The organism is Paenibacillus sp. Leaf72, assembly GCF_001422685.1.
GTDB lineage: Bacteria > Bacillota > Bacilli > Paenibacillales > Paenibacillaceae > Pristimantibacillus.
Map to the genome: position 1 here is coordinate 306,793 of NZ_LMLV01000001.1, position 13,305 is coordinate 320,097.

The 13,305-nt window shown below is 50.6% G+C and carries 13 protein-coding genes; all 13 read right to left on the minus strand.

Annotated features, from left to right (window positions below; translation table 11 throughout):
• Nucleotides 1-4: 4 nt before the first annotated feature.
• The 13 genes from ASF12_RS01275 to ASF12_RS01335 all read right to left on the minus strand — a co-directional run bounded on the left by ASF12_RS01275 (nucleotide 5) and on the right by ASF12_RS01335 (nucleotide 13,304).
• The gene (locus ASF12_RS01275) at nucleotides 5-532 is read right to left on the minus strand and encodes a hypothetical protein (RefSeq protein WP_056028699.1); all 528 of its coding nucleotides are present in this window, start codon (nucleotides 530-532) and stop codon (nucleotides 5-7) included.
• Nucleotides 532-1,833 (minus strand): amidohydrolase, encoded by a 1,302-nt coding sequence (locus tag ASF12_RS01280; protein ID WP_442952509.1) that lies wholly within the window; start codon nucleotides 1,831-1,833, stop codon nucleotides 532-534. Before ASF12_RS01280 ends, ASF12_RS01275 begins: the two co-directional genes overlap by 1 nt.
• Nucleotides 1,814-2,470 (minus strand): redox-sensing transcriptional repressor Rex, encoded by a 657-nt coding sequence (locus ASF12_RS01285; protein WP_046232083.1) that lies wholly within the window; start codon nucleotides 2,468-2,470, stop codon nucleotides 1,814-1,816. Before ASF12_RS01285 ends, ASF12_RS01280 begins: the two co-directional genes overlap by 20 nt.
• The gene (gene dinG, locus ASF12_RS01290; RefSeq protein WP_056028706.1) at nucleotides 2,467-5,331 is read right to left on the minus strand and encodes an ATP-dependent DNA helicase DinG; all 2,865 of its coding nucleotides are present in this window, start codon (nucleotides 5,329-5,331) and stop codon (nucleotides 2,467-2,469) included. The genes ASF12_RS01285 and dinG overlap by 4 nt, the downstream gene beginning before the upstream one ends.
• Before the next feature lie 18 nt (nucleotides 5,332-5,349).
• Nucleotides 5,350-6,087 (minus strand): hypothetical protein, encoded by a 738-nt coding sequence (locus ASF12_RS01295; RefSeq protein WP_056028709.1) that lies wholly within the window; start codon nucleotides 6,085-6,087, stop codon nucleotides 5,350-5,352.
• Between the two features lie 113 nt (nucleotides 6,088-6,200).
• Entirely contained in the window at nucleotides 6,201-6,584 is a 384-nt protein-coding gene (gene panD, locus ASF12_RS01300) for an aspartate 1-decarboxylase (RefSeq protein ID WP_056028712.1), read from the minus strand.
• Entirely contained in the window at nucleotides 6,577-7,467 is an 891-nt protein-coding gene (gene panC, locus ASF12_RS01305) for a pantoate--beta-alanine ligase (RefSeq protein ID WP_056032640.1), read from the minus strand. Before panC ends, panD begins: the two co-directional genes overlap by 8 nt.
• The gene (panB, locus tag ASF12_RS01310) at nucleotides 7,442-8,386 is read right to left on the minus strand and encodes a 3-methyl-2-oxobutanoate hydroxymethyltransferase (protein ID WP_056028715.1); all 945 of its coding nucleotides are present in this window, start codon (nucleotides 8,384-8,386) and stop codon (nucleotides 7,442-7,444) included. Before panB ends, panC begins: the two co-directional genes overlap by 26 nt.
• 275 nt (nucleotides 8,387-8,661) lie before the next feature.
• Nucleotides 8,662-9,642, minus strand: a complete 981-nt coding sequence (locus ASF12_RS01315) for a biotin--[acetyl-CoA-carboxylase] ligase (protein ID WP_056028718.1) — start codon at nucleotides 9,640-9,642, stop codon at nucleotides 8,662-8,664.
• Complete coding sequence (locus ASF12_RS01320) at nucleotides 9,632-10,915, minus strand: CCA tRNA nucleotidyltransferase (protein WP_056028721.1); 1,284 nt, start codon at nucleotides 10,913-10,915, stop codon at nucleotides 9,632-9,634. The genes ASF12_RS01315 and ASF12_RS01320 overlap by 11 nt, the downstream gene beginning before the upstream one ends.
• A 19-nt stretch (nucleotides 10,916-10,934) precedes the next feature.
• Nucleotides 10,935-12,101, minus strand: a complete 1,167-nt coding sequence (gene bshA, locus ASF12_RS01325; protein WP_056028723.1) for an N-acetyl-alpha-D-glucosaminyl L-malate synthase BshA — start codon at nucleotides 12,099-12,101, stop codon at nucleotides 10,935-10,937.
• Between the two features lie 88 nt (nucleotides 12,102-12,189).
• On the minus strand, nucleotides 12,190-12,888 hold the full coding sequence (gene bshB1 / locus ASF12_RS01330) for a bacillithiol biosynthesis deacetylase BshB1 (RefSeq protein WP_056028727.1): 699 nt from the start codon (nucleotides 12,886-12,888) through the stop codon (nucleotides 12,190-12,192).
• Nucleotides 12,885-13,304 (minus strand): methylglyoxal synthase, encoded by a 420-nt coding sequence (locus tag ASF12_RS01335; RefSeq protein WP_056028730.1) that lies wholly within the window; start codon nucleotides 13,302-13,304, stop codon nucleotides 12,885-12,887. The genes bshB1 and ASF12_RS01335 overlap by 4 nt, the downstream gene beginning before the upstream one ends.
• Between the last annotated feature and the right edge of the window lies 1 nt (nucleotide 13,305).

Consider the following 13,305-nt stretch of genomic DNA (forward strand, 5'->3'; position numbering starts at 1 on the left):
ACAGCTAGGACGCCTTGTCACCTACTAAACTATATTTCTTCAAAAATGCGCCATCGCGGAACGAATAATACGCATAATAATATTTCGTTATCGCTTCATCACGGCTATAAAAAATTTCCCATACCGGCTCGCCGTTCAGCAAACCCGGCTGTGTTCTTTTAATATCCGCATCCGGCTCGCTGCCCAGTAAAGCAGTATCCGCCTGCTCTTGAGTAATATGCTCGGTCGCTTTCACCGTGAGCACAGGACCTTCCGCTGTCGTTAGAAATACATAAACGTCTTGTTCATCAGCCGTATTCCCTTTTACAACCCAGGAAATGCCATCCCACACCTGCTTCGTCATCCCGGTGACTTCCGTCAACTGCGCGGCTTCAATAGCATGCGCTTTAATAGGGGCTTCCTCTGCCCATAAATCCTTATGCACAGTTCGGTAATAAACAATCGTAACGGTCAGCAATGCGATAACAAAAATAACTGAAATAAAGACAGCCCGTTTTACCGTCCAAAACGGCTTTCTCGTTCTCGCCCGCATTATGCCTTCAACAGCCTCTCGAAGCTCGCCTGAGCATCGTGACGAATTTTCTCCTCATCAAGCAGCGTGCATTCGCCATCCCGTACAACTTGGCGGCCGTCCACCCATACATGCTTAACGTCGCGGCCAGAGCCGGCATATACCAAATGGGACACAATATCCGTCTGTGGATAATAATGCGGCTGTTCAATATCGATCGCGATGAAGTCAGCCTTCATGCCAACGCGCAGGCGGCCAATGGAATCCTCCTGCCAAATGGAGCGAGCGCCGTATACCGTTCCCATACGCAAAGCTTCAATGGCTGGCACAACCGTAGGATCGCCAGAAACACCTTTATGCAGCAAAGCCGCAAGATTGATTTCCTTGAATAGATCAAGATTGTTGTTGCTCGCCGCGCTGTCCGTGCCTAATGATACAGTTACACCTGCGCGAAGCAAAGCAGGCACGCGGGCAATGCCGCTTGCCAGCTTGAGGTTGCTGACCGGGTTATGCGATACGGCTACTTTGCGTTCAGCCAGCAGCGCAATTTCCTCGTCATTCAAATGCACCGCATGAGCAACGAGCGCCGGACGCGAGAAGAAGCCTAAATTGTCGAGATGCTGAACGGGACGAACGCCATAATCGCGAACGTTCTGCTCTACTTCGGCAATCGATTCTGACATATGCGTATGCAGTGGCAAATCATAATCATGAGCGGCCTGAACAAATTTCTCAATATAATCTGGCGGGCATGTATAAGGCGCATGCGGCGAAATCATCGTCGTAATCCGGCCATCGGCCTTGCCGTTCCAATCGCGTGCGAAAGCAATCGCTTCCGCCAGCTTAGCTTGCTGTACATCCTCCGGGCAAAGGCCGATGACGCCGCGCGTCAGACAGCCGCGAATGCCGGACTGTTCAACAACTTCGGCCAGCTGGTCCATGCGGTCATACATATCCACGAAAGCTGTCGTACCGGATTTAAGCATTTCCACCACGGCAAGCGCGCTGCCCGCACGGGTATCAAGGTCGATGTATTTGCCTTCCATCGGCCACATTTTTTGCTCCAGCCATACTTGCAGGTTTTGATCATCGGAATAGCCGCGCAGCAAAGTCATAGCCGCATGTCCATGCGTGTTTACTAGACCCGGCATAAAAGCAAGCTTGCTGCCATCCAGCTTTTGCACATCGGCTTGCAGCCCAGTTGGAGCTTCTGCTCCGATATATGTAATGCGATCATCGGTTACAACCATATGCCCTTGCAGCACATGCTCGCCATCCTCCATCGTTACAAAACGTCCATTTTCAATCCAAATTTGGCTCATTTTCGTCATCCCTTTCCCTCTCCAAGTAATAGGCCAGACTTAGCAGCTCTTTCGTAAAGTCAGCATGATGTATGCGAATTTCCTCAGGTACCTTCAATATCGCTGGGGCAAAATTAAGCAAGCCTTCAATGCCGGCGTCAATAAATTGATTAGCGACGTTTTGCGCTTCAAATCCGGGAACGGTTATAATGCCGATCCGGATATTGTTTTCCTCCACCGTTTGTTTCAGCATATCCATCGGCATAACGGTCAAATTATTAATTTGCGAGCCGATTTTAGATGGATGCACATCAAACACCGCGATGATTTTCATATTGTCTTTGGAGTATTTATTATAATTGCAAAGCGCATGGCCTAAATTACCCGCACCGACAAGCGCGACATTTATCGTCTGATCAAGCTTGAGAATTTGGCGAATTTTTTCAATTAAATACGTCACATCATAGCCGATGCCTTTACGGCCAAAATCGCCGAAATACGCCAAGTCCTTACGGATTTGCGCCGGATTCAAATCCAGCTTGACGCCAAGCTCCTGGGACGAAACGGTCTGCACCTCCCGGTTGTTCAGCTCGTTTAGCACTTGCAGGTAAATGGGGAGGCGTCTTACGACGGCCTCCGATATTTTCGTCTGCTTCACCCGTTCTCCTCCTCCCTCTCGGCACCAAGCCATTCTTTCATTCTCGGTACAATTTGCTCTATATGCATATGCTCAATTTTCGGGCCAGGCAAGGAATACAGAAAATGCTTGCCATAATACGTTTCAATCACTCGCGTATCATAAATAATGACAATGCCTTTATCCTTCGCCGTTCGCACGAGCCTGCCGAATCCCTGCTTGAAGCGAATAACCGCTTGCGGAATTGACAGCTTCATAAATGGATTTTGCTTTTGGCGCTGCAGCAATTCCGACTTCGCTTCCAACAGCGGATGATTGGGCGGTTGGAACGGCAATCGGACGATGGCAAGGCAAGTCAAGGCTTCGCCTGGAATATCTACGCCTTCCCAAAAGCTGCTTGTACCAAGCAGTACGGACTCTGGCTGCTGCAAAAAACGCCGCGTCAGCTTCGTACGATTGCCGCTGTCGATGCCTTGGCCCAGCACTTGAATGCTGGTGGCCGCGAGCGCCGCTTTAAGCGGGTCATATACCTGCTTGAGCATTCGGTAAGAGGTGAACAGCACCAGCATTCTGCCATTGGTCTGCTGCACTGCATCTGCCAAAGAAGAGACGAGCATTGAAATAAATGCGGGCTCGCCCGCCGAGCCTTTAAGAACAGGGAAATTGCGCGGAATAATGACGAGCGCCTGCTCCCGGTAATTAAACGGCGATGCCAGCTGTACGGTGCGCAGTCTGCCCGCCTCTTCAAAGCCGCTAAGTCCAAGCTGCTCTTCGGCGAACTGGAATGACTTTTGCACCGAAAGGGTGGCTGACGTTAAAATAATGCTGTCCTTCACATCAAATAAATACTGCTGAAGCTGGCTGCTCACATCAATCGGCACCGCATAAAGATGCAGCGAGCGATGCTTGTAGGTCATGTTGGCTTCCAGCCAGAATACGTCAGTCGTCTGATCGACTTTCATAAAGCTGCGCAGATCATCCTTAACTCTCGTCAAATCGCGCAAAACGCCATTCAGATCCGTTACAAGCGCCTGTACGGCCAGCTCATCGATGCGGTCTTTAATTTCCTCAGACATTTTCTCAGCTGTCTTCAGCACGCGAATGAGCTCCGTATGAATATTGGTCTCTTCGGCGAGCACTTCGGACCAGCCTTCAGGCAGACTGTCGCCTCGCAGGCGATAAACGGATTGATTGTTTTCACCCGTCGCGTCAGGAGAAGCTTGCACGAAGCTGTACAGCATTTCAAAGAGCCTCTCCCAATGCTCCTTCACTTCCGTGAAGGTCGGGATAATGGTGTCAATCGTCTCAAGCCAGCCTTGAACCCGCTCATCGCTTTCCTGCTGAAGATGAATGCGCAACGATGGCAGCAAGCCGGAACGACTATCCTTGAACATCCGCGTAATCGCATTCGTTATCGAATAATAGCCCAGCTGCATGCCCAAATGCTTGCTTGCTACTTCCTCCACATGATGTGCTTCATCGACAATCAAATGGCTGTAAGTCGGCAGCAGCCGATGATCCGCTTGAATGTCTGTAAACAGCATGGAGTGATTCGTAATGCACACATCGGCAATATTAGCTTCATGCTTCGCACGATGGTAATAGCAGCGTTTGAACCAAGGACAAGCCCGGTTCAGACAGGAATCTGCATCACTGGCAACGGTCGACCAGAAATCAGTCCCCTTGTTGCTGAAATTCAGCTCTTCCTGATCGCCTGTTTCCGTCTCGCCCAGCCAAACGACCATTTGTGAGGCAGTAATTGCATCATCAACGGGGGACATCATATCCCTCGTATTTATTTTACTTTCAAATTTGCGCAGGCACAAATAATTCCCTCTGCCCTTGAAAATAGAAGCTCGGAACTCTATCGGCAAAATCTGTTTTAGCAGCGGCACATCGCGATGCCTTAGCTGCTCTTGCAAATTAATGGTATGCGTGCTGACGACTATCTTCTCATCTTGACGGATACCATAATAGAGCGCTGGAATCAGATAGCCGAGAGACTTTCCTGTACCTGTTCCCGCTTCAATGAGCAAATGGCGTTTGCTATCCAGCGAATCAAACACTTCATGGAACATCGTCGTCTGCGCTTCGCGTTCTTCATAATTCGGGAATTGCTCAATAAAACGCTGCTTGATTTCATCCAAATATTGCTCGAATGACATATCCTGCAAAGGCGAGGCTCCCTCTTCGCTTCGCGCGGGCTTTTCCTCTGTCCATTCTCTGGCTTTCAACGCAAACTGGTTGAAAAAATCATAATCCGGAACACCCATAACGATGTTCTGTTCCACCTGCTTAAGCGTCAGCGTAATAAACCAGCTTAAATCGCTGCCATTGTCTACAAGCGAAGATAACCGCTGCAAAGTCAGCAGCGGCAAGCTCCGTAGCTTTTGAACTGATTTGGCAAATATAACGGCGGTCGCCATCGCATCGCTATCAGCGCGATGATGATGATCATGCGTAATGCCGAACTGCTCAGACACAGCACCAAGCTGGTAAGACGTAATCGATGGAAAAAGAATGCGCAGCAGCTCAATCGTATCGAGCCTGCGCCCTGCAAACGTGTGGTAGCCGCTGCGATCAAGCGCTTGGTTCAGAAAACCAGCGTCAAAATTGACATTATGCGCGACAAGCACCGCATCATCAAGCAGCGGAATCATATCCATCAGCACATCAGACAGCTCAGGAGCATCCGCCACCATTGCCTCGTCAATGCCCGTTAGCTGCGTAATAAACGGTGGTATCGCAATCGTTGGCTTTACAAACGAATTATACGTATGAATAACTTCAAGATCATCATCAAGGAGGACCAGCCCCACCTGCAAAATATCATCGGAGGCGCTGTGTCCGGTCGTTTCCAAATCAAGCACTGCATATTTCATAAAATAAATCCGATCCTCTCACAAGCAGCATAGCTCCGTGCTGCCGAACAATAATGACAACTGCTGCGGACGTTCCCGGCAGCTCTGCAAATTATTCAGCGGATCCTTAAAGCTTGGGTCCAGCTCATAGGCTTTAAGGAAAAATTGCTCTGCCTGCTCCAAGTTTAAATGAACCGCTTGAATGCACCCAAGGGCATTATAGCTTAAAGCGAGCCATTTCGGATAGTCCGTAAGTCCAATTAGCAGTTGAAAATGACGCTGCGCCTCACTCCAATTTTGCAGGTGCATATTCGTCATAGCCAAAAACAGCCTTGCTAAATTGCATTCCGGCAGGTGGTTTACAGCAAGCTGGAACTGCTTTGCAGCATGGGAAAACATAAATAATTGATAATAGCCTTGTCCTTTGGATATGAGCTCCGCTTGCTCCACAGTCATGCCAGAAATAGGCTGCTGTGAGACGTTTGGCTTTTCTGCTTGCTGCGGCGGCAATGGCTGCACAGCCGCTGGCGCTTGTCCTACATACTCCGCTGCTGCTGTAAGCAGTGAAGCATTTGAAGGCTCGGCCTCTTCCTCTGTGAAAACGGCAAATTTTTCTTCAAAATCAATCCATTGCTCAATTAAAGAATCGCTGATTTGCTTCAAAGCGTAAAGCTGCTCGTCATAATATTGCTTCTGTTCCTCCGCCGCCAGAGGGTAGGAATCAATAATGTTGTCGAGCATTTCGTTCATCGTCGCAAACATATGCTGGAACATCATGCATCCCGCCTTCACCAAAGAATTGAGGAGTGATAACCTCATTCTTTGTTAAGCGGGTGCTTTTCATACTTGGAACCAGCCTTTACATAACGGAGGAACTGACTTGCGCCTGCTTACAAAATCGTCGCATGAATTTCTTCCGTCATTTGCGACACCGGACGGTTCGCCTCATCCAAAATAACGACGCGCGGCTTGTAATTTCTAGCCTCTTCCTCCGTCATCGATGCATAAGAAATAATAATGACCGTATCTCCTGGCTGTACGAGTCGGGCAGCTGCGCCATTGAGGCAAATAACGCCAGAGCCTCGCTCCCCTTTTATAACGTATGTTTCAAGGCGGGCACCATTATTATTGTTTACGATTTGCACCTTTTCATTGGCCCAAAGATCCGCCGCATCCATTAAATCCTCATCAATGGTAATGCTGCCGACGTAATTGAGGTTTGCCTCCGTTACCGTCGCGCGGTGCAGCTTTGATTTCATCATCGTTCTAAACATTGCCATTCACCTCCAAAGGTTCAAACAGCTCATTATCAATTAAACGGGTCGCCCCGAATTTTACGGCTAAAGCCAAAATGTAATGCTTGCGGGTACTTTGAAAAGGAACGTCAGCAACAGGTGTGGCAAGTGCAGGGTATTCCAGTACTTCGACATAATCGATATTGGCAAGCGGTGCTTCGCTAATCGCAGCACGCACTTTGTTCACAAGCTCTGCTGGCGTTAGCGAGGCGTCCTTCATCCATTCCCGCGCCTTTGCAAGCGATGAAGAAAGGGCAACAGCTTGCGACCGCTGCTCCGCATTCAAATATACGTTGCGCGAGCTAAGCGCAAGGCCATCCGGCTCCCGCACAATCGGGCATGGCACGATCGTAACAGGGAAATTCAAGTCATCGGTCATTTGCTGAATGACTGCGACTTGCTGGGCATCCTTCATGCCAAAGTAGGCCCGGTCTGGCTGCACCAGATGAAACAGCTTGCTGACGACCGTTCCAACGCCGTCAAAATGACCAGGGCGCGATGCGCCGCATAAGCGGTCTGTTACATCGCTGACGAGCACCTTCGTCAGCACCTTGCGCGGATACATTTCGCTGACCGATGGCATAAATACGATATCAATGCCGTTTTCAGCAGCGATGGATAAATCGCGCTGCTCATTGCGCGGATACGTTTCAAAATCCTCGTTCGGCCCAAATTGCAGCGGGTTGACGAAAATCGACAGCACGCTAATATCATTTTCTGCTGCTGCCTGCCGCATTAAACTGGCATGTCCTTCATGCAAATAACCCATCGTTGGCACAAAACCGATGCTTGGCTTGCTGCCGCCGCTCCACATCTTCTTTTGCTGCTCTTTTAGCTCATCTATGGTTCGGCACAAAATCACGCTGCTCATTCCCCTCTCCAGCCTGCTGGCTTTCACCCGCACCTTTGACACCATTAGTCTGCTCGCGGGTCGCTGAACCGCCATAGAGGCTGTCTACAGCGTCCTCAGACCTTTTGCCGAACACATGCTCCTCCGCTGGAAACTCACCGGATTTGACTTCACTTACAAAAGCTCCGATGGCATCGCGAATCGTCGAGCCTATGTCTGCGTACACTTTAACCATTTTTTTCTTAATGACCGGTGATGAATATTGCAAAATATCGTGATACACAAGCACCTGTCCATCGCATCCGCGGCCAGCCCCAATCCCAATCGTTGGAATCGACAGTTCGCGGCTAATACGGTCCGCAATCGTCTCCGTTACAAGCTCCAGTACGATGGCGTAAGCGCCTGCCTGTTCAAGTGCCTTGGCATCCTGCAGGATTTGCTCTGCTTCCGCCTCCTGCTTTCCTTGTACCTTAAAACCGCCATGCGTGTGAATCGATTGCGGCTTGAGCCCGATATGTCCCATCACCGGAATGCCCGCTTTGACCAGAGCCGCCACTTCGCCCGCAATTTCGACGCCGCCCTCAAGCTTAAGCGACTGGCCGCCGCCCTCCTGCATCATTCTGGCTGCATTGCGCAGCGTAGCTTCACGCCCAATTCCGTATGTCATGAAGGGCATATCCGTCACAATAAACGTATTGCGTGCCCCGCGTGCTACCGCTTTCGTATGATAAATCATATCGTCTAAAGTGACCGGAAGCGTCGTATCGTAGCCGAGCACCACATTGCCAAGCGAATCCCCTACAAGAATAATATCGACGCCAGCCTCCTCCGAAAGCATAGCTGACGGATAATCGTAAGCAGTCATGACGGTAAGCTTATTGCTCTCCTCTTTCATTTGCTGCAAATTCGTTATCGTTAAACGTTTCCTCATCTTGGCCTCATCCCTTCTTCAATTCTGTTTTAGGATAAACACAAAAAAACCTTTTAGCCGTCGCTAAAAAGGTCCCCAAACGAAAAAGGAAACGTATATCACTTTATTGCTTCCTTCTGTCTCGGTCCTTTCGGCTCAGAGCAGACTACTTGTACTTCCAACAAAACTTTCTTGCAATTCCATGCCGATGCTGGCATGAGGTTTAGCACAGTGCAGCTCTTTTCAGATACCGCCCGTTAACCCCATACTAGCAAAAATATGTCGATCCGTAAATATTACTCGCCCCGCGGCTCGCCCATTTCTGCAGAAAAAATAAGCGCCTGGCTGCCATCCAGCTTTTCTACGATAAGCGCTCCGCTAGCATCAAGCCCTCTCGGCGTGCCTTCAACGACACCTTGCGGCGTTAAAAGCGTAGCTGGCTTGTGAAGCGAAACCGAAAGCGACTCCCATAGCGTAACAATCGGGGCAAAGCCCTCGCTTTGATACAGCTCATACAGCTGCTCCCACTCCAGCAAAAAATCGGCAATTATCGCTTCGCGTATTTGTTTCTCGCCGCTTGCCATACGCAGGGAGGTCGCTTTTTCCAAAAGCTCCTCGGGATAATCGGCCTGCTGCAAATTAACGCTGATGCCGATTCCGGCAATGACATAGCGCAGCCGCTCATCCTCTGCGGCGGATTCGAGCAATATGCCGCTGATTTTTTTGCCATTAATGAGCAGATCGTTGGGCCATTTGATGCCGATGTCGAGCTTCGTCAGCCGCTTAAGGCTGCGACAAAGCGCTACTGCCGTAAGCAGCGTTAGCTGCGGAGCAAAATAAATCGGCACCGTTGGACGCATGACCATGCTCATCCAAATGCCTTTGCCCAGAGGCGATATCCAGCCTCGGCCCATGCGGCCCCGACCGCTCAGCTGCTGCTCAGCAACAACGAGCATACCTTCCTCCGCCCCGCCTTCCGCTAGCGCTTGCGCAATATTTTGCGTCGATTCGACCGATTCCAGCACCTGCAGCTTTTGACCAAATTTTTTGGTTTTAAGATTGGTTAGCAAAGCAGCCATGTCCAGCTTGTCCGGCATGGAAAGCAGACGATAACCGAGCCGGCGTGAAGCTTCAAATTCAAATCCTTGTGACTCCAGCTTGCGTATTTGCTTCCATACTGCCGTGCGGCTCACTTTCAGCTCGCGGCTAATATGCTCGCCAGATACATATTCGCCGTCGCGATCTGCAAACAAACGCAGCAAGTTTTCATGACTCATCCGTCTCTTCCTTCCATCTGTCAACTTGTTTCAGCAGCTGTTCCTGCGAATTAGAAAGCTCGCCAAGGGCGACTAGCAGCAGCAGCCGTTTCAGCGTCTTGCCCATCCAGGCGCCCGGTTTGCGATCCCAATAGGCCGCAAGCTGATTGCCGTCTAGCGCCAGCTCCTTGAGCGAGGAAATTTCCATTTGCGACAGCCAAAGCTTCATCCGCGGCACATCCGCCCAAAAAGCGTGCTCCCGCCCAGATGCTTCTGCAATATGCAGCCAGCTTGCTGCTGCTACCTGTCCGTAGCGCAGAACGGCCTCAATCCAGCTTACACGAAGCTTCTCTTCGTTCGGGCTCCGGTTAACGACCATATCATGATGAAGCGACACAATCGCCATAATGACGCCGCTGCGGCTTCCTGACATCCGCAGCGCCTGCAGCGTTGCTTTTGCCTCCTGAGGGGTAACGCTTGGCTGCGTCATCAATGCTGCATAACGAATGTCCACCCCATGTAGCGCAGGCAAATAGTCAAGCTGAATACGCTCCGTCTTCGCTGCCTCAGCAAGCAAGGCACGAGCGGCCGGCAAAGGCTCAAGGGTGTAAGCAAGAAGGCCGCTGCCAGCGAGCAGCGCTGCTGCATAATGCGGAGCCGGTCCGCCAATCATTTTATCAAGCTCGGCCTGCACACGCTCCATCGCTACGTAGCGCAGCAGCTCGCGGTGCTTGAGCAGCGCCCGCCAAGTGCGGTACACGATGCGAAAGCTGAACTGCGAAGCGAAGCGGAGAGCACGCAGCATGCGAAGCGCATCCTCCTGAAACCTGGCTTCCGCGTCCCCTACACAGCGCACCTGCTTCGACTGTATGTCGCTCATGCCGCCATACGGATCGTAATAATCTCCGCTTAAACGCATCGCCATCGCATTAATCGTCAAATCCCGCCGCAGCAAATCTTCTTTAAGATCCGAAATAAAAGCCACACTTTCTGGCCTGCGATGCTTCTCGTATACGGATTCCTTGCGATACGTTGTTACCTCATACCCTGTTCCATCCTGCATCACCGTCACCGTCCCATGCTGCAGGCCAGTTGGAATACAATACGCAAATAAGGCAACAACCTGCTCCGGTGTCGCCGACGTCGCAATATCTACATCCTTAAGCGCGAGGCCCATAACGGTATCCCTCACGCAGCCTCCAACGAACACGGCTTCATGGCCGTGCCCGTTCAAGGTTGCGAGAATGGGCAGCGCCTCTCGCATTGCTTGCGGAATCGAGGTGCAGCGCTCCATCTTCTCACCCTCTATCCTCTTATTCGCAAACGACCGCAGACGCAGGAAGCTCAGCTTCCATGCCCAGCACGCGATAATATATTTCTTCATATTCAGCCGTAATGCGATCATTACAGAAAGCATGGCAGGCGCGGTATATGCAAGCTTCCTTAAACTTCGCATGCAGCTCTTCGTCTGTCAGCAAACGAATCGCATTGGCGGCCATGCTGTCCACATCGCCTATCGGGCTAAGGAAGCCCGTCTCTCCATGCGTCACCAGCTCAGGGATACCGCCAGCAGTCGAGCCAATCGTCGGTACGCCGCAAGCCATGGCCTCCAGCGCTACTAGACCGAAGCTCTCTTTCTCCGAAGGGAGCAGCAGCACATCAGCAAGCGATATCACCTGCGCCACATCCTCCTGCTTGCCCAGAAATACGACGCGATCCTCCAGTCCCATTTCACGGATTTTACACTGGATTTTCGAAAGCTCAGGACCTTCCCCAACGAGCAGCAGCTTCGAAGGCACTTTTTTAGCAACCTGCTGAAAAATTTCAATGACGTCAGATACCCGCTTAACAGGACGGAAATTGGAAATATGCATTAATATTTTTTCATTCGGGCTGGCATAATCCAGGCGCAGCGAAGCGACGTCCCGAGGATAATAAATGCGCTTGTCAACGAAATTATAGGTCAGATCAATCGGCTTCGTAATATCTAGCAGTTTTCTCGTCTCCTGGATCAAATCCTGAGAAACCGCCGTTACAGCATCACTTTTGTTAATGGCAAGCCTAATCAAGTCCTTAAGCGACTCATCCTGGGCAAGCACCGTGATATCCGTTCCATGCAGCGTAGTAACCGTCTTGAGCTCATCGCCGATCATCTGCTTGGCGAGATGGGCACAGACGGCGTGAGGAACCGCATAATGCACATGAAGCAAATCCAGCTTCTCCATCTTGGCAACCTGTGCCATCTTGCTTGCCAGTGATAAATCATAAGGCGGATACCGAAATACATAATAATCATTGACTTCAACTTCATGGAAAAAAATATTTTTATTAAAATGGCCTAGCCGGAACGGAATGCTGTGCGTTATAAAATGAATTTCATGTCCCCGCTCAGCAAGCAGCTTGCCGAGCTCAGTCGCAACGACACCAGAGCCGCCAAGCGTAGGATAACAGGTTATCCCGATTTTCAACTTACGTGCCATGTCATGCTCACTCCTGCCGTCTCTAGCTTTTATAATCAATACTATTCCTAATGGTTTGTATATCTTGCCAAACCGGTTGCCCGGCCTTCTAAAATAATTTCACCTCATGCGGCCGCTTTAAAGCAAATCCTTCCGCATACTGCCAGGAGCGTGCCTGACCGAGCAGCATATCCCTTGCTTCTACTCGTTCCACATAGCGGTCGGTGAGCGGCGTCGAAACGCGGTCTTCCGATTGGGAAACCGCTTGAAACTGCGAGCGGTAAGCTAGTAGCGATTGGCGCTTCGTTTCGTATTGCTCACTAACGTCTACGACGAGCGAAACCTGCTCCATGTCATTTATGTAGTAATAAATGAGCTGCTGCACCTGAACAGGCGGCAGCTCCGGCATATATTTTCGCAGCTTGGCATTGAATACAGCTTCCTCAACCAGCTGGCTGCATGCAATATGATCGGGATGCCGATCAACCCAATACGGCGCAAATACGATGCGCGGGCTGGTGCGGCGGATTTCTGCCACGATGCTGTCGATATTGCTGCGTGTTAGCTCAAGGCCGCGATCCGGCAGCTGCAGATTGGTCCGTGAATAAAGACCAAGCACCGCAGCAGCTTCATCGGCTTCGCGCCTTCGCTGCTCTACGGTGCCATTCGAAGACATCTCCGCTTCGGTCAAATCACAAATGCCAACCAGCATGCCTGCCATCGTATGCTTGGCAATAGTGCCGCCCATTCCGATTTCAGCATCATCTGCATGAGCGCCAAATACGAGAATATCTAAGCGCTCACTCATAACGGCAATTCAGGCTTGTACTTATGAACAAGCTCTCTCCAGGCAAAATCGCCGCGTTCCAGCGCCTTGACGAGCAATTCGGCTGTCGCCACGTTCGTCGCGACTGGAATGCCCTGCACATCGCAAAGGCGAAGCAGCGCAATAATATCCGGCTCATGAGGCTGTGCCATTAGGGGATCACGCAAAAAGATAATCAAATCCATTTCATTTTGGGCAACAAGGGCGCCGATTTGCTGGTCGCCGCCGAGCGGTCCCGACATAAAACGGTGAATGCTCAAATTCGTTTGCTCCATAATTCTCGTACCAGTCGTACCTGTTGAATAGAGCTCGTGGCCAACAAACACCTGCTCATAGGCAATAACAAAGTTGACGATTTCTTCTTTTTTTCGGTCATGCGCGATGAATGCAATTTTCATA